This window comes from Streptococcus sanguinis (assembly GCF_019928825.1).
In the GTDB taxonomy this organism is placed as follows: Bacteria; Bacillota; Bacilli; order Lactobacillales; family Streptococcaceae; genus Streptococcus; species Streptococcus sanguinis_L.
This window is the reverse complement of sequence record NZ_JAHZOP010000002.1, coordinates 72151-95807: the sequence shown is the minus strand read 5'-3', so window position 1 is coordinate 95807 and position 23657 is coordinate 72151. Positions and strand designations below refer to the sequence as shown.

Genomic DNA, 23657 nt, shown 5'->3' with positions numbered 1-23657 from the left:
AATAACCTTACCTCTTGACTAAACATAAGTCAAGCAATACTCGAACCAGCAAAAAAGACTGAAGAATCTCAGTCTTTTTTGATTTATAGTCGTTCCTTCATCAGTCCACTACACAAAATTAAGCAAATCCGCTGCCTTACTCATCAAAAGCAGGGCATAGTCAGGATTATTCTGCAGCTCCTTGATAGAGCTCTGCACCAGCTCTAAATCATCAGTAATCATGCCGTCAACGCCCAATCGGAAGGATTTGCCGATGCTATCTGCATCATTAATGGTCCAGTCATAAAGCTGCTTATCCGTCGTCCATAGCTTATCGACAAAGTTTTCATCGAGGGTCGAGTACTCCATCGTATAGCCAGAAGCCTGTGTCCGTGGGAAAATAGTATTGTAGGGCAGGATAAAAAAGGTCGGTATGCTCTCATCATACTGGACTGTCTTGTCAATAACCTGATAGTCCAAAGACTGAATCTGGTGGCCATAAACCTTGATGTTGGCTCCGTATTGGCTCAGGAAACGGTCCATCATATCGTCTGAGTCCAAGCTGCTGGTCTTAATTTCTATCAAGAGTCTCTGGCCCATCTGATTGGCTCGTTTGAGATAAGCATCAAAGCTGGAAATTTTGGCAGTGTGTCCATTTTCTGAAATATCTAAAGCCGTCAGCTCTTGCAGAGTCAGCTCTTGCGGTCTGGCATCGACGCCGGCCAAGGCTTTTAGATTGGCATCGTGCATCATGACAAACTGGCCATCCTTAGTCTCCTGAACATCCATTTCGATATAATCCGGCTTGAGCAGGGCAGTTTTCTCTAGCGACTCAACCGTATTCTGGACACCATTTCCCTGTGAAACTCCACGATGCGAGATAGTCAGAGGGACGTTTTCCAAGGGCAGATTGAGATAGACAAAGCCTTCAAGGGCAAAGACAGAGCTAGTGACCAAAAGGATAAACCAGCGCATGATAGGCAGGCCTTTCCTGTAGCGATACTCAGACAGTTTGCTGTCTGTCAGAAAAGCCACAAACTTAATCAGAAAGTAGGCTACCATGAAGTAATAAGCCAGCTTTATGAGGCAGTAATTGACAACCGCTGCTGTCAAGGCTATCTGATTGGACTGGCCATCCGCATACTGCTGCAACACTAAAATCGGAATGCTGCTTAAAAGAAAGAAGAGAAAGCTCTTGGCCAGTATCCAAAACAGCTGCCAAGTATAGCGAATCAAGTGTCCCTTGGTCTTCTCCAAACTATACCGAATCGCATCACGTAGGCGGAAATGCTCAAAAAAGAGCTTGGGCAGGGAAAACATCAGGCGGACAGCTATCAAAAAAAGCAGAAAACCTAAAGCATAGATTGAAAATTTCATCCATAAGGCCGTCTTGAGATAGGTCACGATAAATTCTGGAATCAGAATTTTATTCAAGTAGTAGATTTTGAGAATTTGCCGCAGAAAGGGAAAGATAAAGCCCATATACAGTGCAATAAAGAGGACCTTGCTGGGTCGGGCGTAGCAAATCAGCGAACCGCTGTCTTTAAAACTTTTCTTAATAAACTGAAAGGCGCTTCGTTCCTCCTCGTCCAGAAGATTGCGGAGCCCCATAAATATCAGTCCAATCTGAAAATAAGCGACAAAGAGGTTGGCCGCAAAAAGCGCTAGAAAGGCTAAGCCAACCCAGACATTTGAAGTCAGAACCTTCAGGGCATTCGTATAAGATAAGAAGAGGTATCCTGTCTGCTTGAGCAGAGTCTCTGCTGCAAAGGAGTTGAAAGGCACCCAGGCCAGCTCCATGAGCATAAAGACTGTGAAAAAGAGCAACAAAATTTTATCAAGATTACGATAGAGACGTAAAAGTCCCAGTCTTTGTGATTTCATTTTCCTCCTTTATGTTGTGAACAATACAAAACTTGCTAAAAAGCGATTCTTATTTAAAACAAGGTTGAGACAGATGTCCCAACCTTATTTTTATTTTCCAAATAAACGTGCCCAGAAGCCCTTGCTTTCTTGCTCCTGCACCTTTTCCTTGGCTTCATCCAACTCCAACAGCAAGGTTTCACGCTCATTCATAGCCTTGGCTGTCAGCTGCTGCTGCTGGTCCAACTGCTTGTCCTTTTCAGCAATCTGGACATCCTTGATGCGCAACTGCTCATCTTTCTTAGCTAACTGGCTGTCCTTGGCCTGAAGCTGCTCATAGAGACGCACAATCTCAGCATTTTTTTCGTCAACCAAGATTTCCATCAGCTCGCGTTGCTTCACATCTTCGCTAACAGGTTCATCTTCAAAAATAGTTTTCTTATAAATCTCTTCCAGCTTAATCAAGCCGCTGCGGGTCACCACCGTGACTCCTTTTTCATTCTTTTCCGTATCTTCTGGCGGCAGTGCCTTGACACGATTGTTAATCGCCTGGCGGCTAACTCCAAGAATCTCGGCTAACTCGCTGACTGTCTTTTCAATTGCCATAATTTCCTCAAAAACTTTTTCTAGTTTGTATATACCTAAATCTTATCATATCAAGCCTTAACTGTCAAATTTCACAATATTTTTTGAGCCTGACTCCTATCTTTTTAGCCCTTTTTTATGATACAATGAGACAGATTAAGTGACTTAAAAACGAATAAGATACCACAGCCAAAATAAACAGGTAAGCAATGGCTAACTCCTAGATAATAGTAGCTGATAAAAAACTCAACCTAGTCTTAGCCTAACTTATCTCTGAAAGGAAACCATAAATGAAGCATTTCGATACAATCATCATCGGCGGAGGACCGGCTGGCATGATGGCTGCCATTTCCAGTTCTTTCTACGGACAGAAAACCTTGCTCCTCGAGAAAAATAAACGACTGGGTAAGAAACTAGCTGGTACAGGTGGCGGGCGCTGCAATGTGACCAACAACGGAAACCTAGATGACCTCATGGCCGGTATTCCAGGCAACGGGCGCTTTCTTTACAGCGTCTTTTCTCAGTTTGACAACCATGATATCATCAACTTTTTTACAGAGAACGGCGTCAAACTCAAGGTCGAAGACCACGGCCGTGTTTTCCCAGCGACAGACAAGTCCCGCACTATTATCGAAGCTTTGGAAAAGAAAATTGCAGAGCTGGGTGGCACTGTCATCACCAATACTGAAATCGTCTCCGTCAAAAAAAATGATAATCTTTTCACTATCAGATCCAGCGATCATACTTGGACCTGCCAAAAATTGATTGTGACGACTGGCGGCAAGTCCTACCCTTCAACAGGCTCGACAGGATTTGGTCACGATATTGCCCGACACTTCAAGCACACGGTGACTGAGCTGGAAGCTGCTGAAAGTCCTCTTATGACTGACTTTCCTCACAAAGCGCTTCAGGGGATTTCGCTGGACGATGTGACCCTAAGCTATGGCAAGCATGTCATCACCCACGATCTGCTCTTTACCCACTTTGGCCTATCAGGTCCGGCAGTCCTGCGCTTATCTAGCTTTGTCAAGGGTGGTGAAACCATCTATCTGGACCTTTTGCCACAGATGAGTCAGCAGGCTCTGGCGGATTTTTTAGAAGAACATCGGGAAAAATCCCTGAAGAACTGCCTGAAGATTCTCCTGCCCGAGCGAATGGCAGACTTTTTTGCCCAACCCTTTCCCGAGAAAGTCAAACAACTCAATCTCAGTGAAAAAGAAGCCCTCATCAAGCAAATCAAAGAACTAGCAATCCCTGTCACTGGCAAAATGTCACTGGCCAAGTCCTTTGTAACCAAGGGCGGTGTCAGTCTCAAAGAAATCAATCCCAAAACTCTGGAAAGCAAACTCGTTCCCGGCCTCCATTTTGCTGGAGAGGTCCTAGACATCAATGCCCACACGGGCGGCTTCAACATCACATCTGCCCTCTGTACCGGCTGGGTGGCAGGAAGCTTGCAGTATGATTAAAAATTAAAGGGAGAACAAGATGAACAGACGCGAAACACTCGAATTCGTCAACATATGCATGGTTTATGACGGAGAAAAAGTTCTGGTCCAAGACCGAGTTAGTCCCGACTGGCCTGGTATCACTTTTCCTGGCGGGCATGTAGAGCACGGGGGAATCTTTTACCGATGCAGTTATCAGAGAAGTCAAAGAAGAAACTGGATTAACCATATTCAATCCTCAACTTTGTGGCATAAAGAATTGGTATGATGATAAAGATTTTCGTTATGTCGTCCTGCTCTACAAGACAAAGCACTATTCCGGTGTGCTGCAATCCTCAGATGAAGGAAAGGTCTGGTGGGAAGATTTTAAAAATTTGTCCCATTTAAAGCTAGCAACAAGTGACATGTCTGATATGCTGCGTGTTTTTTTAGAAGACGATTTAAGTGAATTCTTTTACTATAAAGACGGTGACGACTGGCTTTATGACTTGAAGTAGAAATAAATAGGCTAGGAAATTCCTAGCCTATTTATTTCGCATTTGTCCGCACATAAGCAGCAATCACATCTGCTGTGTACTGGGCAGTTCCTGACCCAAATTGATCGATATTCTTCTTGAATTCTGGATTGTGGACATAGCCTTGACCGATGTGGGCAAAGACTTGCAGTGAGCAGTCAAAACCGTAAGTGCGAATGGCTTGTAAGAGACGCGCTGCCTGCTCCTGATTTTCTGCTGCTTCAATCGGCAAGCCTTGTTGCATATTCTCTGCCAGACTTTGAAAAACTTGATTGAAGGCTGCGGCAGATTCTTCTTCTCGTCCATTTTGACGAGTCAATGCTTCTGCCATGACTTCTTGACCGTATTCTTCGACGGCTTCTTGATGGTATTTGTGATTGTCTTCGTAGGTAAAGCCTGCGAATTTTTCTTTCATTGTCATCTTTCTTTCTCCCTTTTCTTCTTGGATGGTTTTTTGCAAGGTGGAAATCAAGGTATCCAAGCGGTCTCTTTCCTGCTGCAAATACTCTAACTGCCTAACCAGATGCGGCAATAAAGCCTGTTCATCCTGACTCAGCAGCTCTGCTATTTTCTCCAAAGAAAAACCAAGATACTTATAGTAAAGGATGACCTGCAGCCTCTCTAAATCAGCTTGGCTGTATGTCCGATAGCCATTTTCTGATTTGGCTGGGACTAACAGTCCGATTTTATCATAATGATGCAGGGTTTTGACAGAGACGCCTGACAATTGTGCCGCTTCTTTGATATGGTACATGATAGACCTCCTTACCACTATAGTATAAGCCCTGACCAAAGGTCAGGGTCAAGCTTTTTTAGAAATTTTTTTAAACCGCTTTAGATTTTCCAAAGCGGCTAGCATTATTTACGAGAAACCATGGCTATGAAGCCCAGTTTTTCTTGATTCTTTTGGAACATCTTAAACATCTTCATAAACTGGCCGTAGTTCTCTTTTTTAAGGGCGTTGAAGCAGATTTTCAGTGTGCCGCCCAGTCCTTCGTCATATATCATCCCCCGAAGGCTCATCAAGGTCATTTCGCCGACAAAGGTGTCCACACGGTCAAAAGCATGAGAACGTGCCAGCTGAATCCAAGATCCCTCGGTTAGAGGCCCCACATTGACATTAATCGCACGAGATAGCTCTTCTCGGACATTCTCATCTTTTTGCTTGAGCATGACGTCGTGTGTGAGGAGCACTCCGCCTGGCTTCAGCACCCGGTAGTACTCCTCCATACATTTGGCCTTCCCCTTATCCGTCTGCATGGTTAGCATGGCTTCATTGATAACGATATCAAAAGAATTATCATCATAAGGCAGCTTCATGGCATTAGCCTGCTCAAATGTGACGAGCTCACCAACACCAGCCTTGTCTCCATTAAGCTTAGCCTGAGCCAGCGCAGCCTTATCCAAATCAACTGCAGTAATCTGGCAGCCATATCTTTTAGCCAGCTCGATTGTTGTGGTTCCAATATTGCAGGCAACTTCTAGAACCTTCTTTTCACTGGAAAACTGCCCCTGCTCAATCAGCCAGTCTGTTGCCAGCTTACCGCCGGGTCGAAGACGTTTCTTTCCTAATTTTGCTAAAAATTTATGACCTGCTTCTGCCATTTCCGAACCTCCATGATTTTTATTGCTTCCATTATAGCATAAAATATTATATTTTCAGATAATTCTTAGAATTCAGCAAAAAAACAGACCGAATCGACCAATTCAATCTGTCTTGTATCTCTTTACAGCCCAAGAAATCCAGCCAGATAACGCAGCAAGGCCACCAAGACTACACCAAATACAACAGTTGCAATTAAGTTTTTATACTTAAAAGCTACATAGCTAGTCGGAAAAATGGCCATTAAATCCAGCCATTTAAAACTCGGCAGCTGACCTATTTTAGCATTGGTGACACTGGACAGGATTAGGGCAAAGATAATGGAAACTGGCAGATATTTGAGGAAACGCTCTACCATAGGCGGAAGCCCCTTGTACTTGACTAGGATAAAGGGCAAAACCCGCGGAATCCAAGTGACCAGGGCTGACAAAAGAATGGCCAGCAAAATATACTTACTTATCATCCAAAATCACCCCCACCGTACAGCCTAGCAAGGTTGCAAAAAGCACCGCCAACGAATTTTGAAGTAGCATAGTTAGGACTAAGTAGGCAAGGCCCACCACGCCCAAGACGAAAAAGAGCTTCTTTATCTTGACCCGTCGCAGCATGATTGTAAATTGAGAGGAGAAAATACCAATAAACATGGCGACTAGGGCAAAGTCTAGGCCAAAGCTCTCAGGATTGGGCAGAAGGGCGCCGAGGGCAGTTCCTAAAATAGTACCCAAAATCCAAGAAGTATAACTCATGAAATTGTTACCCATCATCCAGCTAGCCGCAATCTCTTCTGTATGCACCTGCTCTCCCATCAAGACCCCATAAGCTTCGTCCGTCAAAAAAGAGCCAATGACAATATTCTGCATCAAGCTAGCCTTACGAAAAAGGGTCGATGCATGCAGACAGAGCAGAAGATGCCGGATATTGATGAGAAAAACAGTCAGTGCGATGGCCAAAACCGGTGCCTGCTGGGCAAATAAACCAATCATAGCAAACTGGGCACTGCCGGCATAAACCAGAACACTCATCAACCCCATCTCCAAGGGATTCATATAAGGCGATGCCATGATGCCGCAGGCTAGACCAATCCCAATATAGCCCAGAGCCGTTGGCACCGCCGCTTGTGCCCCTTGTTTAAATGTCTGTCCGCGCATTCTTCTCCTTTACTCTATGGTTTCAAAAGCCAGACTTGGCTTAGCATTCAGGTCCAAACTGGCAAAATTCTCCTTGTTCCACTCACTGACACTGGCATAGGCAATCATACCAGCATTGTCACCGCAGAGGCGAAGCGGTGGAATAATCACCTTAACATCCTGAATCTCAGCTGCCAAGCGTTCTCTCAGTCCTTGATTGGCCGCAACACCGCCCGCCACGACCAGAGTCTTGACTGGATATTTTTCCAGCGCTTTCTTAGTCTTGGCCATGAGAATATCCATGACCGCCGCCTGAAAGCTTGCTGACAAGTCTTGATTAGATAAGACCTCTCCTTTTTGCTGGGCATTGTGGTGCAGGTTGATAAAGGCCGACTTGAGACCGGAAAAAGAAAATTCCAGATTGTCTTCCTTAATCATGGCCCGCGGAAAATCATAAATATCCTGTCCCTCATGAGCCAGCTGATCAATCTCCCGGCCTGCTGGATAGGTCAGGCCCATGACTCGACCGACCTTATCATAGGCTTCACCGACCGCATCATCGCGAGTTTCCCCCACAATCTTATAGTCACCAGCCTGACTGACATAGACCAGCTCAGTATGACCGCCACTGACCAAGAGAGCCAGCAAGGGAAACTCCAAAGGCTCCACGCTCTGGGCTGCCATCAGGTGCCCAGCCATATGATTGACTGGAATCAAGGGAATATCGTGAGCCCAAGCAAAAGACTTGGCCGCTGCCAAGCCGACCAAAAGTGCCCCAACCAGACCAGGACCGTAGGTGACGGCCACCGCTGTGACTTGCTCCTCACTAATCCCTGCTTCTGCCAAAGCCTCCTCAATGCAAACCGTAATGACCTCTACATGGTGACGGCTGGCCACTTCTGGTACCACTCCGCCAAAACGCTTGTGGCTCTCAATCTGGCTGGCAATAACATTGCTCAAAAGCTCCGTCTCATTCTTCAGAACCGCCACACTGGTCTCGTCACAAGACGTCTCAAAAGCTAAAATATATCTATCTTTCATGTATCTCTCTTTTCATGACAATCGCATCTTCCATCGGCGCATGGTAGTAGGCCTTCCGCCGCGCGATTTCTTTAAATTTTTCTTTTTTGTAAAATAGCAGAGCTGGCTTGTTGGACTCCCTCACTTCGAGGAAAATTTCTTTGTCTGCTGGCAAAAAGTCAAACAAGGCTGTCGCGATTTTCTGTCCCTGATAGCTAGGCAATACAGCAATCTGCAGGACTTCCGCTTCAAAGTCTGTCTCCTGCCAGACTAAAAAGCCGACAAGACGATTCTCATCTTCTGCCAGCGCACAACTGTTCACATCCGAATGCAGAACCTCTTCCAATTGACCCACAGTCCAAGGGCTGACCTCATAGACAGCAAATAAGAGCTGTTCCAGCTCTTCTGCTAGAACTGCCACGTCCACATCCGAGCTGTCGCTCCATTTTCTCAACTTAATCATAGGCGCTGAATGTAAGAATTACTGGATTCCTGATGGGTCTTGAGCCAATTTTCCTCAGCCTCTACCCGTTTGAGGTAGTTAGGAATAAAATCATGAATGGACTGGGCTGGCAGGTCCAAACCGAGACGACCAACAGCTGCCGCATCTGGTAAAGTCGGCTGAACCGATACCCCAGGAAGAGCAGCTTCAATCTGCTCCGCAAACACTGCAGTCTCTCCGACAAAGGTGACTGGCTGATCAGCAACGCCAGCTATTTCCAAAACCTCTGCCAATGGCAGATGAGCCTCCGGCCGTACAGACTGACCAGACTGATAAAAGCCAGCATAGACATTATTGCGGCGGGCATCCATGACAGGAATGACCAAACCTTCCACCTGCTCTGGGACTAAAGCCAGCAAACTAGACACACCGACCAGCTCAATCTTGAGGGTATGAGCCAGAGTCTTGGCTGTCGCCACCGCCATTCGCAGACCTGTGTAGCTGCCCGGACCCTGAGCAACTACGATACGATCCAAATCCGTCGGCTTCATGTCCAGACTATTCATCAGAAAATCAATAGCCGGCATCAGGGTAATGCTGTGGTTTTTCTTTATATTTAAAGTCATCTGCGCCAGCAAGGTCTCGTCCTCTAAAATCGCGAGCGTCAGCGCCTTACTTGACGTATCAAAAGCTGCAATCTTCATGCTTATCCTCTATTTTTCCTCTTGCCGCCAAAGTGAGCGGCGTTTTAATTTGTCTTCGTAGAAACTATCTACCAAAAAATCCTCTAAAATCTGGCTAAAAGCCTCCAAATTAGGCACTTGCTGCGCCAAGTGTTTTCCAAAAATCGCTTCTTGCTCAGCAATCTTGGGCAGCAAATCCGCTCCAGCAGCAGTCAAGCTCAAGCGAGAACTGCGCTTGTCCTTGCTAGAAATTTCCTTCTTGACCAAGCCTTTTTTAATCAAAGCCTGCACCAAGCGACTAGGGCTTTTTTCCTCACAAATCAGGGATTCCCCCAAGCCCTTGAGAGACAGCGGAGCATGTTCGCCCAAAACGAGCAAGACCTCGCTTTGATTGGGCGTAATTCCCAAAGGCTCTAGCAACTTCCCATATTCTCTCGTCGCTAAGCTCTCTGCACTTCTAAACAAATAGCCAAATCGAATTCCTTCTGCTACCAAGCTGCTCTCCTTTCAAAAATCACTTCTATACTATTTTACACTAGATTAGGTAAATTGTTGACAATTTTAGTTAAAAAATATAAAATCTTAAATAGATGATATATCATCTATTTGCAAAAGGAGGAAAAACGGATGACCCCAAACCCTACAAATCAAAAACCAGCTAGAACAATGACCCACGCTTTTGTGACTGGTGCGACCGGTCTTTTAGGAAATAATCTCGTGCGTGCTCTGCTAAAAGAAAACATTCAAGTGACCGCTCTCGTTCGCTCCGAGGAAAAAGCGCGCAAACAATTTGCCGACCTGCCTATCCAGATTGTCAAGGGGGATATTTTAGAGCCCGAAAGCTATCGTGACTATCTAGCAGGCTGCGACAGCCTCTTTCATACCGCTGCTTTTTTCCGCGATAATTATAAAGGCGGCAAGCACTGGCAGGAGCTCTACGACACTAATATTATAGGCACAAATAACCTCCTAGAAGCTGCTTACGAGGCTGGTATCCGCCAATTTGTCCATACTTCCTCCTGTGTCGTACTGGAAGGTGAGGCCAATCAGCTAATCGATGAAAGCATGTCTCGCTCAAAAGATACTCCTTTTGATTACTATCGCAGCAAGATTTTGAGTGAAGAGGCCGTTCGTGATTTCTTGGACAAGCATTCAAATGTTTTCGGTTGCTTTATCTTGCCGAGTGTAATGTTGGGTCCTAGAGACCTTGGTCCGACCTCCAGTGGGCAGCTGATTATCAATTTTGTAGAGCAAAAACTTCCAGGTATCTTAAAGGCTAGCTATAATATGGTGGATGCTAGAGATGTAGCAGATATTCATCTCCGCGCCATGAAATACGGACGCTCAAAGGAGCGCTATCTGGCAGTTGGACGGCAAGTGACCATGACAGAATTGTACCAAATACTGGAAAAAATCACTGGCGTTCCCGCCCCCAAGCGCAAGATCTCCCCTCTTTTCGTCAAAATCTATGCCCAAGCAAGTGAGCTCTACCACCGGCTCACCAAAAAACCAATTTTGGTTACCAATGAGCTCGCTCATCTCATGGCCGAAGAATATCTCAAAAGTAATTTTAGCTTTGCCAAAACCGAGAGCGAGCTAGGCGGACAGCATCGCCCTCTCGAAGAAAGCTTAGCTGACGTGGTAGATTGGTACCGCAAGCACGGCTATTTCGCCAAATAAGCAGCCCTCAAAATCAAGTGACCAAATGTTCATCGCTTGATTTTTCTTTTTGTCAAGCCGCTTTGGCTGAAAAACCGTCTCTGAAATTCACCGTCCCGACTTGCTTCCTAAGCTCATTCTATGGTATAATTACAATAATAATTAAACATCAGGTCAATTTCATTACTCTTACTTTTCCATAAGATACAAGGCTAAAACAGCATTTTAGCCTCTTCATTTGAGTAAGCCCTATCAGAAGTCACAGCAATCGCTCACTTTCCATTTATCATTTTTAATTTATCATGTGAAGAAATGCGCTAACGCCTGCCTTCTTTTATTTTTTAGACCTTATCACAGAAAGGAATCTTATGATTTACAAAGTTTTTTATCAGGAAACAAAAGAGCGCAGCCCGCGCCGTGAAAAGACACGTGCCCTCTATTTGGATATTCAAGCTGACAGCGAGTTGGAAGGTCGCATTCAGGCTCGTAAGCTCATCGAAGAAAATACCCCTTACAATATTGAATTTATCGAGCTCTTGTCTGACAAACACCTCGAATACGAAAAAGAGTCAGGCACTTTTGAATTGACGGAGTTCTAACCCATGGCATATACCTTAAAACCCAAAGAAGTTGGCGTTTTTGCGATTGGTGGGTTAGGCGAAATCGGTAAAAACACCTACGGGATTGAATACCAAAATGAAATTATCATCGTAGACGCCGGCATCAAGTTCCCAGAAGACGACCTGCTAGGAATTGACTATGTCATTCCTGACTACTCTTATATCGTGGAAAATATTGACCGCGTAAAAGCTGTTCTCATCACCCACGGGCACGAGGACCATATCGGCGGTATTCCTTTCCTGCTCAAGCAAGCCAATGTTCCGATCTATGCGGGTCCTTTGGCCTTGGCCCTCATTCGGGGCAAGCTAGAAGAGCATGGACTTTTGCGCGATACCAAGCTCTATGAAATCAATCAAAACACAGAACTGCAGTTCAAGCATCTGAAAGCTACTTTCTTCCGGACAACCCACTCTATTCCAGAGCCTTTGGGAATTGTCATCCATACCCCGCAGGGTAAGATTGTCTGTACAGGTGACTTCAAGTTTGACTTTACACCAGTCGGTGAGCCTGCAGACTTGCACCGTATGGCTGCTCTGGGCGAGGAAGGCGTTCTCTGTCTCCTATCTGACTCCACCAATGCTGAAGTTCCGACCTTTACCAATTCCGAAAAAGTGGTCGGACAGTCTATCATGAAGATTATCGAAGGCATCCACGGACGGATTATTTTCGCCTCCTTTGCTTCAAACATCTTCCGACTCCAGCAGGCAGCAGATGCAGCTGTCAAGACCGGTCGTAAGATTGCGGTCTTTGGCCGCTCCATGGAAAAGGCTATTGTCAACGGGATTGAGCTGGGCTATATCAAGGTTCCTAAAGATACCTTCATTGAACCAAATGAACTCAAGGACTACCCAGCTGGTGAAGTGCTGATTATGTGTACCGGAAGCCAGGGTGAGCCGATGGCAGCCCTGTCTCGGATTGCCAATGGTACTCACCGTCAGGTTCAGCTGCAGCCTGGAGATACAGTCATCTTCTCATCTAGTCCTATCCCTGGTAATACGACTAGCGTTAACAAGCTGATTAACATCATTTCCGAGGCTGGTGTAGAAGTGATTCACGGTAAGATTAACAACATCCACACCTCTGGACACGGTGGCCAGCAAGAGCAGAAACTCATGCTTCGCTTGATCAAGCCTAAATATTTCATGCCAGTCCATGGTGAATACCGTATGCAAAAAGTCCATGCAGGCCTAGCCGTTGATACTGGAGTACCAAAAGACAATATCTTCATCATGAGCAATGGTGATGTGCTGGCTCTGACAGCTGACTCAGCTCGTATTGCCGGCAACTTCAACGCTCAGGATATTTATGTTGATGGGAACCGCATTGGTGAAATCGGAGCTGCAGTCCTGCGCGACCGTAAGGACCTGTCAGAGGACGGTGTGGTTCTGGCTGTTGCGACGGTTGATTTTGAGTCCAAGATGATTTTAGCCGGTCCAGATATTCTCAGCCGCGGCTTTATCTACATGCGCGAATCAGGTGACCTCATTCGCCAAAGCCAGCGCATCCTCTTCAATGCTATTCGCATTGCACTCAAGAATAAAGATGCCAGCGTTCAATCTGTCAGCGGCGCTATCGTCAACGCCTTGCGTCCTTTCCTCTACGAAAGCACTGAGCGCGAACCTATTATCATTCCGATGGTGCTTACACCAGACGAAGACAACTAAAAAATAAGCTTTGCTAGATTTAGCAAGGCTTATTTTCTGCTTTATTTTTTGTTCGCGAAGCATGCTTGATAATCCAAGCGCAACTCGGACTCAATTCTTCCTTTTGCCAAGCTTGAATGATACACTCAAACTTTTCAGGAGCTTCTTTATATAAATCATTCAGATTATTAGCGACACTTTTTTGGATTGACTTATCCCTATCATCCTTTAGATTCCTTAAAATAGCGGTAAATTCATCAAAATAATCTAAGACAACAGTCTGCTTCTTAGCCCAAGGCAGACGAATCCGCATACACTCGCTGGCTAACCTGCGGACGCGCATATTCTCGTCTTTACTCCACTCTAGCAGTAAATCTATCGTAGCTTTAGGATAATTAGCCAGTAAGGGGCGCATGGAAAATTCTCCAGTAAATCGCTTGGTTAATTCCTTACTGAAGGCTGCACTCAGATTGAATTCCTGACTTCCGTAAAGTTCTACATATTTGCCAATCGGCCACAACCAGTAGCCTTCTGAAAACATACCCAAGCCACCCTCTAACTCCGGACCAAGTATCTGCTCAAAAACCTTCAGAGAATCAGCATAAGAAAGCGGTAAGCATCCTTTGATACTCTTTGCCAGCAGCTCCTGACGCTGAGTAAATTCCAAAGCCTCTAAGTCGCTTTCAACTAGAGACATAAAATGCTGAGCATCAAATTTATCTGTTACTGTTTGCAAGCGACGGCTCAAATCCTCCGCATAAACCAAATCATAATAATCTTTAACCTTTTTCGCCATGATTTTTAAATCCCCTTAACAGACTTCTCACTGCTTCTCTGACTTCTGCTTCTTCCTCTTTCTCAACCATAAAAAGAGACAACTCATTCAAGGCACCTGAAATCATATGAGCTGCCATATCCAGATCAATAGAGATAAGTTTCCCTTCTTTAGATAAAATGTCTAATTGCTCTCTCAAATGAAAGAAAGAATTAGCCTCGTCCTGACGACGCCACTCTTTCCACTCAACGACATTGGGACCATCAAGCAAGAGAATGCGTTTATTTTCGGTCAAGGTTGCAAAACGAACAAAAGCCACACAGCCTTCCACCAACTGCTCCCAAGAATCGTGTGCTTCCAGGGCGCTTTTTTCTACATAAGACCCCAGTTCGGACTGAATTTGTGTCAGTACGGCGGTAAATAAAGTTTTCTTATTCCCGAAATGGTGATAAAGTGCACCTCTTGTCATTCCCAACTCATCTACAATTTCTTCCAAGGAAGTTTCTGAAAAACCCTTTAAAGAAAAATGTTTCCGGGCGATAGCTAATATTTTCTTGCTTGTCTCTAAGGAGGCCTGCTGTTTTTTATTCATCTTCACTCTCCAAATAATTTGCCGCAAACTCAGCGCTAGGTGGAATGACTTGAATGACATCAACCAAAACAGAACCCGGCGCTTTCACAATGAAATGGCGCTGACCAAAATCTTCACTCTTAATGGGAAGAAGGAACTCCATTTCTTCTTGCTGACGCAATTCTTCATAAAGACAATCCACATTGTCAACTTCGATATTGATGATTAAGCCACTCGTCTCAGACTGGTAGGCTTGTGGCACTGTCCCATGCTTGCTATCAATAAAAGCAAGCTCAAAACCACTCTCGATATTCTTTAAACCAATATACCAATCTGAACGGAAAGATTCCTGAAATTGGAAATAGTCAATGAAAAATTGTGCAGCTTGATGGACATCTTCGCTCATTAAAACGGGGTATAAACTGGTAATCATTTACTCTCCTTTTCTTAAGTTTTATTTTAACATACATATCGAATGTATGCAAATGAATATTAAAAAACAGAAGCCAAATTGGCTTCCATCTATTTGAGAATGGCTCCGTCTAAGCGCTTGATAAAATGATATTTGGTAATGCCCTTTTGCGGGACATCTGTTAGACTGGCATAGATTTCATAGCCTTGCTTGATGTAAAAATCTCTGGCCTGATAAGATTTAGTGGACAAGGTAATATTAGTAGCTCCAACTTCTGCAGCCTTTTCTTCTAATTCTGCCAGCAGACTGGCTCCCAAACCTTTTTTCTGATGTTCTTTATCCACCACCAAAGCCTTGATATGAATGTTTGCCAACACCTGTTGGGCATGGAGCAAGGCAATTAACTGGCCATCTTCCTCCCGCCTTAGATAATAATCTTGAGGTTCAAGTTTTTCAAGCATACCTGAACCAAAACAAGCCTCATATTGCTCATCAAAAACCCGCTTAATAAAATCATGAAATTTTTCCATCTTTCTCCTCCTCCACGAAAAAGCAGGGGATATACCAATCCTCCTGCTCTATGCTTAGTATAAATCTAGATAATTATCCACTTCCCATTGAGAGACAAAGGTTGCATAGCTAGCCCACTCAATACGCTTAGCTTCTAAGAAGCTTGTATAGATATGCTCGCCAAGTGCTGCTTTCACAACTTCATCTTCTGTTAAGGCTTTCAAGGCATTGTGAAGAGTTGATGGCAGGTCTGTAATTCCTGCTTCCTTACGCTCCTCTGGAGTCATGATATAGATATTCTCTTCGATTGGTGCTGGAGCTTCGATTTTATTTTCAACACCGTGCAGTCCAACTTCCAAGAGAACAGCCATAGCAATATATGGATTGGCCATCGGGTCAACGGAGCGCAACTCCAAGCGAGTACCCATACCACGAGAAGCCGGCACGCGCACCAACGGTGAACGATTGCGTCCTGCCCAAGCGATATAAACTGGTGCTTCATAGCCAGGAACCAGACGTTTGTATGAGTTAACCGTTGGATTCATGATAGCTGTGTAGTTATAGGCATGGTTAATCAAACCACCCAAGAAATGGTAGGCTGTTTCTGACAGCTGCATACCCTTTGGATCTTCTGGATCGAAGAAGGCATTATTGCCGTCTTGATCAAAGAGGGACATGTTACAGTGCATACCAGATCCCGCAATGCCAAACTTAGGCTTAGCCATAAAGGTTGCATACAGACCATGCTTACGAGCAATAGTTTTCACGACCAGCTTGAAAATCTGAATCTTATCACAAGCCCGAAGTACTTCATCATACTTAAAGTCAATCTCGTGCTGGCCGACAGCTACCTCATGGTGACTAGCTTCTACTTCAAAGCCCATCTTGGTCAGGACATTGACGATTTCTCGACGAGTATTGTCTGCCAAGTCAGTCGGCGCCAAGTCAAAATAGCCACCCTTATCATTTACTTCCAGCGTCGGATCGCCATTTTCATCCAGCTTAAAGAGGAAGAACTCTGGCTCTGGTCCGAGGTTAAAGGACTTGAATCCCAGTTCTTCCATATGCTTGAGAGCGCGTTTGAGGTTGCTGCGAGGATCCCCTAGGAACGGTACATGATCAGTCGTGTAAACATCGCAAATCAGACCCGCTACACTACCGTTTTCATCCCCCCAAGGAAAGACTGTCCAAGTATCCAAATCAGGATAAAGATACATATCTGATTCATTGATACGGACAAAACCTTCGATGGAAGAACCATCAAACATGGCTTTATTGGATAAGACCTTGTCAAGCTGTTCATCCGTGGCAGGAATTTCCACATTCTTCATAGTCCCTAAAATATCAGAGAACATAAGACGAATAAAGGTAACATTTTTCTCTTTTACTTCGCGACGGATATCAGCTGCTGTAATAGACATTAAATTTCTCCTTGTAATTCAAACAAAATAGCTATGGTCGACGCATCTGACCAAAAGTTGGTAGAGAAGAAGCAAAACGGCCTTGCTGCAAGATGTCATGATGCAGAGCACGGCGGACATCTTTTTCACTAATGGTCTTGTGGGACTTGGCTTCACGCTCAGCATATTTCCTCTTAATTGCAGCGATATTATAACCTTCCGAAATATAATCTTTAATTTCTAAAAGACGGTCCATATCATTCAAAGAATACATCCGACGATTGCCCTCATTTCGAGCAGGGGTAATCAGATTCTGGTCTTCATAATAACGGATCTGACGGGCAGATAGGTCCGTCAGTTTCATAACACTGCCGATGGGAAAGACTGCCATGTTTCGGCGAAACTCTTTTTCCTTCATTCAAATTCCTCTCTACGCACTATTATAGGACGAAATAAATCTTATGTCAAGAAATAATGTCAGATTTTCTTACACGGATTTTATTTTTTCTTTTCAAAGATGGTTCGCAGCCGATCTATATCAGAATTTACCAGAATTGCAACAAAGACTCCCATAAAGGTTTCAAAGATTCTGGCAAAGACATACAAGATGGTATCTTCCGGCCGAATGGACAGGGTAATAATCAGCATAGCAGATACTCCGCCAATGACTCCCGCCTTGTTGTTCATAGCGACATTGGTCATAATTGTCAGCATGGTACAGACCGGCACTAAAAGGAGGGTGACCCAATACTGCTCCTTAAAGACACTATTGACAATGAAAAAGAGCAGAGCGTAAAAACCACCGATGCTGTTTCCCAAGATTCGCGATGTCCCGAAGTGGACACTCTTATCAAAATCCTCACGAAGACTAAAGACCGCCGTTAAAGCACCAATTTGCAGGCCTTTCCAACCAAAAAGCCCAAAGAGCAGTAGAATGATGAAAACAGCCAGACCGGTTTTAAAGGTACGCATGCCCAGACGAAATTTCGATTTATCAAACTTGTACTTATTGAAATAACTCATTAGTCTCCTTCCAGGAAATCCTCCCTCTCTTCATTTTAACATATTTCGTCTCAAAAAAACTCTTTCTGCTCAGGACTTTTCCCACACAAAGAAAAAGCCCTATCAGCTACCGCATCAAGAGCTATCGACTATTTAAAAGCTGAGACATTATCTGTCCCAGCCGCATTTTTATTATCTTTAGTTTGGATAAATGTAGGTAACGCCACCCATAAATTCATTTGGGTTAAAGTAGCCACGATAGTTGTTAATTTGCTTTTGGCGATTGTAGTTCGCTTCTAGAACTTGAATTGAGCTGTCGCTTTGCACATCTGTCACATAAGCAACATGTCCGTATTCGCCACCATCCCAAACTGCAATAGCACCTGGTACTGGAACATTTCCTGTTGCATAACCCTGAGCACCAGCATTAATTGCCCAAGTATTAGCATTGCCCCACCAGTTGCTTGCCCAGGGAGCCATTTCTTTCACGCCCCAGGTACATTGGCCGATTGGGTAAGAATTGCCATAGTCAGTTGGCGTATTTAAGACAACATCTTCAGTATCAGATACCAAAGCAGCATCACTTGTCGCTTCATAAGCTGGAGCGCTGTAAGGATTGTAAGTCTGAGCCAAAGCTGTACCATTTACTTGCAGCACATCTCCTGGGTTAATCGTATCAAAAATTGTCTTTCCATTATTGGCAGCAAGTTCGTAAGGATTCATTCCATTGGCACTAGCAATGGCAAAAAAAGAGTCCCCTTGCTGGACAACATAAGAATCTGCATGAACAGCTTGAGCGCCGATTGTCGCCAAAAAAGCTGTGGAAGTTAAACCAAGAGTCGCTTTAGCAAATGTTTTTTTCATAACTGTTTTTCTCCGTATAATTTGATGATAAAAAAATCATACCTCATTTACATGTCAGTTTTTTTAGAGTTATGTTTTTGTCATGTTACAAATGATTTAGACTTTTGCTACATAAGATTTTGCAGTATTTTTAAAGATAAAAAGGCTAGGGATTCCCTAGCCTCATCCATTATCAATCTTCTTTACCTTTCAATTTTCCTAGACCTAAAGCACCGATAATGGCTGCTAAACCTAGATATGGAAGATAGACTGTATCTTTGGCTCCCGTTTCTGGCAGAAGAGAAACAGGAATCTTTTTAGCTGCTGGAGTTGGATTGGCTCTTCTTGGATCGTTTATATCCGAAACAAGCAGATGCTGTGCCTTAGGAGTGACTGTTGTAACTGTATTTGAAGCATAGACTACGTGGTTGACAGTATTGATGTAGGTATTTTCAAAAGTACCCGCAGCAATCCGCTTCATCTGTAGATAGGTTTCAGCCTGAAAAGCTGAATCCAAAGAAATAGTCTCTAAGAATTCTTCCTTGAAACGAATAGAAATCAAGCCTTTCTCAAGATCAACATTCGCAGCTGTATACTCAGTCAAATCTGTACCAGCCTTTATCACCTTACCATCTTTGAGCGTGATGTCCACTTTGGCAAAGGTTTTGTAAGCACCCGTGTACTCATCTCCTCGTTGGTCATAATCATCCATAAAGCTATAGTCTGTCAAACCTTCAGAGTGGTTAGCAGGAATCAAGCCTCCGATGAGACGATAGTTAAAATGCCGTCCCAAAGTCAGTTCCTTGCCATCCAAGTTCTCTGCACTTGTTGGATCAAGACTCAATGTAATATCTTTTTCAGGACTGATTTTAGGAACATTGTTCACGACTACGTCTGTCGCATAACCATTTCCAAAGTCAATTTGATAAGCTCGGTTCTCGAATTTGCCGCCTGTGTGACCCATTCCTTCTTTGACTGCCATAGGGCTTGTTATCGTTAAAGACTTACCTGTTACGACATATTGGTCATAAAAGGCTTGGGCATCGTCTGCTGCAAAGAGTTGGAAAGAACCTTTAACAGTGATATTCGCCTTTTGAAGGAGCTCTCGAACTGCTGCAGGGGCTGTTTCAAGGCTTTCGTAGTGGGTCACTGTCACACCTGCCACAGCTTTGCCATCCGCATCTACTAGCTTGACTGATTCCGGACGAAGTTCAAGTGCTTCTTCTGGATAGTCATCTACATAGTAGAAACCTTTTTGAATCGTGCTCTTAGATGACTTGTCACCCTTATACTGATCCAAATCCCAAGTCAGCTCGTAGTAATTGGTCGAACCAGCCAAGACTTCCTTACCATCAATCACCAATCCTGCCTTGTTTTTATTGACCTTGGTTGGCTTGATGTAATTATTGCTTGGATTGTCTGAATCATCAGGCTTGCCTGGAGTGGTCACGCGTACTACGTTCGAACGGACACCATAGGCATCATTGACTGTCAGGGTGAAATTATTAGTATAGGTTGCGCCATCATTGAGAACTCGGCCGACTACCGTCGGAAAGAGCGTAGCAACTTCTTTGGTCCTATCAGCGTTATAAGTAGCTAATGTTGCGGCAGTTGCCTTGAATGTTACTGTGTGACTAGCCTTATCATAGCTGACGTCAAAACCTGCACTAGCAGCTTTTGTTGCTTCTAAGTCAACTTCATAACCACTTGGCAACGGATCAGCAATGACAAATGAAGTCGTTTCACTGCGTCCAGCTGGAAGAGCTTCTGTCTTTAGAGCAAACTGAACGACGGACTGCTTAGCCACCAGAGTCTTATCAATATTGGTGCCTTGGTCATTTTGAATCTCTTTATTAATCTGCGGTTGAGATTGCAAGAGATGATAATGATAATGCACAGTCGGAGATACGGGCGCTGCTGGCTCTTTTTGATAAACAGGCTCTGCTGGTGAGGTTGGCAGCGGGCTATAAGTTGGTTCTACCGGCTTATTAGGCTCCGGTGTATCTGGTGTACGAGTTGGCGCTTCCGGCTCCTTCTCATAAGTCGGTGTTGCCGGAGGTGTTGGCTCCTTTTCATAGGTCGGTTCTACCACTGCTGGCCGAACAGTTTTTTCCACTTCATAGCTTGGCTCAGATGGCTTACTAGGCTCTGGTGTATCCGGTGTACGCGTCGGTGGCGTCGGATCTTTTTCATAAGTCGGTGCTGCCGGAGGTGTTGGAAGAGCCTTCGGTGTTGGTGTAGTTGGAGCTGGATCCAAAGGCTTAAGCGCTTCTTCGCTTGGCACTGCAGGAGCTGTAGGAGCTACGGGCGCTTCCGGTTCTTCTACTGTGATGATTGGCAGATCATTCGCTCGAACATCACCATTAATCGCAAACCAAATATTTGGTTTCTTAGGAGCTAGTTTGTCAGCCCTACGTGGATCAGTAGCTTCTGGCTGGCCTAACACTTCAGAAGAGGAAATCGTTCCAATCGTCATGCTGTTGGTTGTACCAGAAATTTCCACCGCTCCTGCCCCATACCATGAGTTAGGAGCATCTGTAGTGTCCCAGCCTGAGTCCGGCTGAGCATTCTTATACATGGTAAAGCGAGATCCGCCAACTCCTTTTTTGAAGTTTTCAGACTCGGTCGCATAGATTTGGCCGTTCTTTTCACCAATAGATGAACCCGAAATCTTGTTGAAAGTTCCGGTATAATCTTTGGCCATTTCGATAGAGTTAGCTTCACGGTTGAGGGAAGCCACGGACATCAAGGCCTGGTCAAAATTAATCGGTTGGCCTTTATCATCATAAAAGACAAATTCCGTCTTCACAAAGAGAGAGGTTGCATCTTCAAAATTTCCTGTATAAGCTGAAGCAAACACTCCCATTGTCGGGTCTTTAAAAATACCTAACCAGGCCTTATCATTGCGGAATTGAGAGCTTGGATCAAGGGTATAAGTATAGACAATTTTAGAAACTTTTTTCCCTCGATAATAAGTCCCCTGGAGATTTGTATAGGTTGCTGTAGCAGACTCACCACGACGCAACAAGACAGAAGACCATTCAGTTGGCCCTTTACCACTTGTTACGTTAGAACTATAGTCTGCATACTTACCAACCGTACCAAAGCTTTCCTGCTGATTGGTCTGATAGTTAGCATTTTGAATATCTGTTACTTTGAAGTTGTCCAACTGGAAGAATTTCTTAGAAAACTCTGCAGTGTTCTTCACAGCGGCTTCCATGCCAGCATAGCTGACGAACTCACCATTTGTAGTCAGTGACAGATCAGCATTAGGTTCTGATTTGAAAACCAGACTTTGCGCAATTGGACGGCTCAAATGCCCGTCTTCAGTCTTCTTTGTTTCTGCGAGAGCCAGACCAGCCTTAATCTTGGCCTGTTCAGCATCATATTTAGCCTTATCTTGCTGATACTTGGCTAATTTTGTGTTATAGACAGCCAAATCAGCATTATACTGGGCTAGCTGAGCTTGATAGTTTGCTTGGGCTTGAGCATTACGCTTCTTGATTTCTTCATTTTCAGCTGCTATAGTGGCATTCTTAGCTTGATTCTCTGCTAGCTTTTGCTCATATTCTTTTTGAGCTGCTGCATTTTCAGCTTCAATTTGAGTCTTTTTCGCTTCATAAGCTGCTAAATCTGCTTCATATTGAGCTTTTTTATCTTGATTTTCCTTTTGGATACGGGCCAATTCTGCCTGATAATTTGCCTGAGCCGCTTGATATGCCGCTTCATTATCCACATTCGTCTTTCGGACAGTTGCTAAATCTGTTTGATATTGGGCAAGTGCTGCCTCGTAGGCCGCTTTTGCAGCCGCATTCCTCTGTTTAATAGCTTCATTATCAGCAACAATCTTAGCATTGGCAGCTTGAGTATCCGCTAAAGCTTTTTCATACCGGGCCTTAGCCGCCGCATTCGCCTTCTGAACACGGTCCAGCTCACTAGCATAAGCAGCCAGAGCCGTATCATAATTAGCCTTTGTTTCCGCATTTAGTTTTTGAACACGAGCTAATTCTGCATCATAGGCCGCTTTAGCTGCTTGATAGGCTGCCGCATTATCCGCATTCGTCTTTTGAACCGCTGCTAAATCAGTTTTGTACTTGCTCAGTGCTGCTTCATAATCTGCTTTCAGCTGAGCATTTTCTGCTGTGATTCGATCTACTTCTGCCTGATGAGCAGCTAAATCTTTAGCGTATTGGTCGGCAGTCGCTTTGTTTTCTGCTTTAATCCGAGCCACTTCCGCCTCATAGACTGATACTTTGTCTTTGTACTCCTTGACTTTGGCATCAATCTCTACTGCTTGTGCCTGATAATCTGCTGCAATCCCTGCCTTTTTTTCTGCGGTTTCTTGAGCAGTCTGGGCCACTCCTTTGTCAACAGCTGGGTCTTTGACCACTGTCAGCCCAGCTTCTTGAGCCTTTTTGACGCTTTCATCTAAACCAGCTGTTGGAACAATCACTGTCACACCACCATCTGCCTGACCTGCTCGCGCCTGACTCTCTTGAGATGCCTGACTGGCTGGCCCTTGAGCTTGAGGCAGATTGGTCGCTGCATTTCCAGTACCTACCATTTCAGTATTGACAGAACCATTGGTATCAGATACCACTTCATCTGCTCTTACTTGCATCGTTGACGTTAAAAAAGCCGCACCTAGAACAGCACCGCATAAAGTTTTAACAGCCTTATTTTTCCGCAAACCAAAAACTTCTTTTTTCTTCATTTTTCTCCTCCCCCTGCTAACTTTTACAGTCTGCAGTTTTCCCATGCCTTCAGAAAATCCAAAACAATTGAAACCTCCTGTCAGAAGTTCCAGTTTAATTTAACTCTCTTTAAGCATCAGAATATATATGTATCTTAATCCTAACAAGTTTTGCCTCGTTTTGCAAGCATTTTTTGCTCCTTTTATTTACCTTGGAACAAATTTATACACTTTTCTGCATATTGTCTATTTTTATTCTTCTTTAC

Annotated in this window: 23 protein-coding genes and 1 pseudogene; 5 read left to right on the top strand and 19 right to left on the bottom strand. The window is 44.4% G+C overall.

Features of this window, described 5'->3' with window-relative positions:
- Nucleotides 1-108: 108 nt before the first annotated feature.
- Together K1J09_RS04055 and K1J09_RS04050 are read right to left on the bottom strand one after the other, a co-directional pair.
- A complete protein-coding gene (locus tag K1J09_RS04055) occupies nucleotides 109-1863 on the bottom strand; it encodes a glycerophosphoryl diester phosphodiesterase membrane domain-containing protein (protein ID WP_223322962.1) in 1755 nt (584 codons plus the stop codon).
- Nucleotides 1864-1953: 90 nt separating this feature from the next.
- Nucleotides 1954-2448 (bottom strand): DUF536 domain-containing protein, encoded by a 495-nt coding sequence (locus tag K1J09_RS04050; protein WP_223322960.1) that lies wholly within the window; start codon nucleotides 2446-2448, stop codon nucleotides 1954-1956.
- 269 nt (nucleotides 2449-2717) lie between these two features.
- Between K1J09_RS04050 and K1J09_RS04045 the strand changes: the two genes are divergently transcribed.
- Complete coding sequence (locus K1J09_RS04045; protein WP_223322958.1) at nucleotides 2718-3893, top strand: BaiN/RdsA family NAD(P)/FAD-dependent oxidoreductase; 1176 nt, start codon at nucleotides 2718-2720, stop codon at nucleotides 3891-3893.
- 19 nt (nucleotides 3894-3912) lie between these two features.
- Nucleotides 3913-4369, top strand: a pseudogene (locus K1J09_RS04040) (NUDIX domain-containing protein).
- A gap of 31 nt (nucleotides 4370-4400) precedes the next feature.
- Here the strand turns inward: K1J09_RS04040 and K1J09_RS04035 are convergent.
- From K1J09_RS04035 to K1J09_RS04000, 8 genes are all read right to left on the bottom strand, one after another.
- The gene (locus K1J09_RS04035) at nucleotides 4401-5141 is read right to left on the bottom strand and encodes a MerR family transcriptional regulator (protein ID WP_125377183.1); all 741 of its coding nucleotides are present in this window, start codon (nucleotides 5139-5141) and stop codon (nucleotides 4401-4403) included.
- 104 nt (nucleotides 5142-5245) lie between these two features.
- Entirely contained in the window at nucleotides 5246-5992 is a 747-nt protein-coding gene (locus tag K1J09_RS04030) for a class I SAM-dependent methyltransferase (RefSeq protein ID WP_223322956.1), read from the bottom strand.
- Between the two features lie 122 nt (nucleotides 5993-6114).
- Entirely contained in the window at nucleotides 6115-6453 is a 339-nt protein-coding gene (locus K1J09_RS04025) for an AzlD domain-containing protein (RefSeq protein ID WP_223322954.1), read from the bottom strand.
- Nucleotides 6443-7138 (bottom strand): AzlC family ABC transporter permease, encoded by a 696-nt coding sequence (locus tag K1J09_RS04020; protein WP_223322952.1) that lies wholly within the window; start codon nucleotides 7136-7138, stop codon nucleotides 6443-6445. Before K1J09_RS04020 ends, K1J09_RS04025 begins: the two co-directional genes overlap by 11 nt.
- A 9-nt stretch (nucleotides 7139-7147) precedes the next feature.
- A complete protein-coding gene (gene tsaD / locus K1J09_RS04015) occupies nucleotides 7148-8158 on the bottom strand; it encodes a tRNA (adenosine(37)-N6)-threonylcarbamoyltransferase complex transferase subunit TsaD (protein ID WP_223322950.1) in 1011 nt (336 codons plus the stop codon).
- Entirely contained in the window at nucleotides 8148-8600 is a 453-nt protein-coding gene (gene rimI / locus K1J09_RS04010; protein WP_223322948.1) for a ribosomal protein S18-alanine N-acetyltransferase, read from the bottom strand. The genes tsaD and rimI overlap by 11 nt, the downstream gene beginning before the upstream one ends.
- Entirely contained in the window at nucleotides 8597-9283 is a 687-nt protein-coding gene (gene tsaB, locus K1J09_RS04005) for a tRNA (adenosine(37)-N6)-threonylcarbamoyltransferase complex dimerization subunit type 1 TsaB (RefSeq protein WP_223322946.1), read from the bottom strand. The genes rimI and tsaB overlap by 4 nt, the downstream gene beginning before the upstream one ends.
- 9 nt (nucleotides 9284-9292) lie before the next feature.
- Nucleotides 9293-9757: a MarR family winged helix-turn-helix transcriptional regulator gene (locus tag K1J09_RS04000; protein WP_223322943.1), complete on the bottom strand. Its 465-nt coding sequence runs from the start codon at nucleotides 9755-9757 to the stop codon at nucleotides 9293-9295.
- A 132-nt stretch (nucleotides 9758-9889) separates the two neighbouring features.
- On the opposite strand from K1J09_RS04000, the gene K1J09_RS03995 reads away from it, so the two are divergent.
- The 3 genes from K1J09_RS03995 (at nucleotide 9890) to rnjA (ending at nucleotide 13206) form a co-directional block, all read left to right on the top strand.
- Nucleotides 9890-10942: an SDR family oxidoreductase gene (locus K1J09_RS03995; RefSeq protein WP_223322941.1), complete on the top strand. Its 1053-nt coding sequence runs from the start codon at nucleotides 9890-9892 to the stop codon at nucleotides 10940-10942.
- A gap of 347 nt (nucleotides 10943-11289) precedes the next feature.
- Nucleotides 11290-11520 carry a DNA-dependent RNA polymerase subunit epsilon gene (locus K1J09_RS03990; protein WP_002896634.1) on the top strand — a complete coding sequence of 77 codons (231 nt, stop codon included), beginning with the start codon at nucleotides 11290-11292 and terminating at the stop codon, nucleotides 11518-11520.
- Between the two features lie 3 nt (nucleotides 11521-11523).
- Nucleotides 11524-13206: a ribonuclease J1 gene (gene rnjA, locus K1J09_RS03985; protein WP_002919758.1), complete on the top strand. Its 1683-nt coding sequence runs from the start codon at nucleotides 11524-11526 to the stop codon at nucleotides 13204-13206.
- Between the two features lie 19 nt (nucleotides 13207-13225).
- On the opposite strand, the gene K1J09_RS03980 is transcribed toward rnjA, so the two are convergent.
- The 9 genes from K1J09_RS03980 to K1J09_RS03940 all read right to left on the bottom strand — a co-directional run bounded on the left by K1J09_RS03980 (nucleotide 13226) and on the right by K1J09_RS03940 (nucleotide 23457).
- Nucleotides 13226-13981, bottom strand: a complete 756-nt coding sequence (locus K1J09_RS03980) for a DNA alkylation repair protein (RefSeq protein WP_223322939.1) — start codon at nucleotides 13979-13981, stop codon at nucleotides 13226-13228.
- Nucleotides 13965-14552, bottom strand: a complete 588-nt coding sequence (locus K1J09_RS03975; protein WP_223322937.1) for a TetR/AcrR family transcriptional regulator — start codon at nucleotides 14550-14552, stop codon at nucleotides 13965-13967. The genes K1J09_RS03980 and K1J09_RS03975 overlap by 17 nt, the downstream gene beginning before the upstream one ends.
- Entirely contained in the window at nucleotides 14545-14964 is a 420-nt protein-coding gene (locus tag K1J09_RS03970; protein ID WP_223322935.1) for a VOC family protein, read from the bottom strand. Before K1J09_RS03970 ends, K1J09_RS03975 begins: the two co-directional genes overlap by 8 nt.
- Before the next feature lie 89 nt (nucleotides 14965-15053).
- The gene (locus K1J09_RS03965) at nucleotides 15054-15473 is read right to left on the bottom strand and encodes a GNAT family N-acetyltransferase (RefSeq protein ID WP_223322933.1); all 420 of its coding nucleotides are present in this window, start codon (nucleotides 15471-15473) and stop codon (nucleotides 15054-15056) included.
- A 54-nt stretch (nucleotides 15474-15527) separates the two neighbouring features.
- On the bottom strand, nucleotides 15528-16874 hold the full coding sequence (gene glnA, locus K1J09_RS03960; RefSeq protein WP_002896640.1) for a type I glutamate--ammonia ligase: 1347 nt from the start codon (nucleotides 16872-16874) through the stop codon (nucleotides 15528-15530).
- 31 nt (nucleotides 16875-16905) lie between these two features.
- Nucleotides 16906-17271: a MerR family transcriptional regulator gene (locus K1J09_RS03955; protein ID WP_002898467.1), complete on the bottom strand. Its 366-nt coding sequence runs from the start codon at nucleotides 17269-17271 to the stop codon at nucleotides 16906-16908.
- An 80-nt stretch (nucleotides 17272-17351) separates the two neighbouring features.
- Nucleotides 17352-17876 (bottom strand): FUSC family protein, encoded by a 525-nt coding sequence (locus tag K1J09_RS03950; protein WP_002898470.1) that lies wholly within the window; start codon nucleotides 17874-17876, stop codon nucleotides 17352-17354.
- Between the two features lie 177 nt (nucleotides 17877-18053).
- Nucleotides 18054-18719 carry a COG3942 and LysM peptidoglycan-binding domain-containing protein gene (locus K1J09_RS03945; RefSeq protein WP_004188880.1) on the bottom strand — a complete coding sequence of 222 codons (666 nt, stop codon included), beginning with the start codon at nucleotides 18717-18719 and terminating at the stop codon, nucleotides 18054-18056.
- A 172-nt stretch (nucleotides 18720-18891) separates the two neighbouring features.
- A complete protein-coding gene (locus tag K1J09_RS03940; protein WP_270619107.1) occupies nucleotides 18892-23457 on the bottom strand; it encodes an antigen I/II family LPXTG-anchored adhesin in 4566 nt (1521 codons plus the stop codon).
- Between the last annotated feature and the right edge of the window lie 200 nt (nucleotides 23458-23657).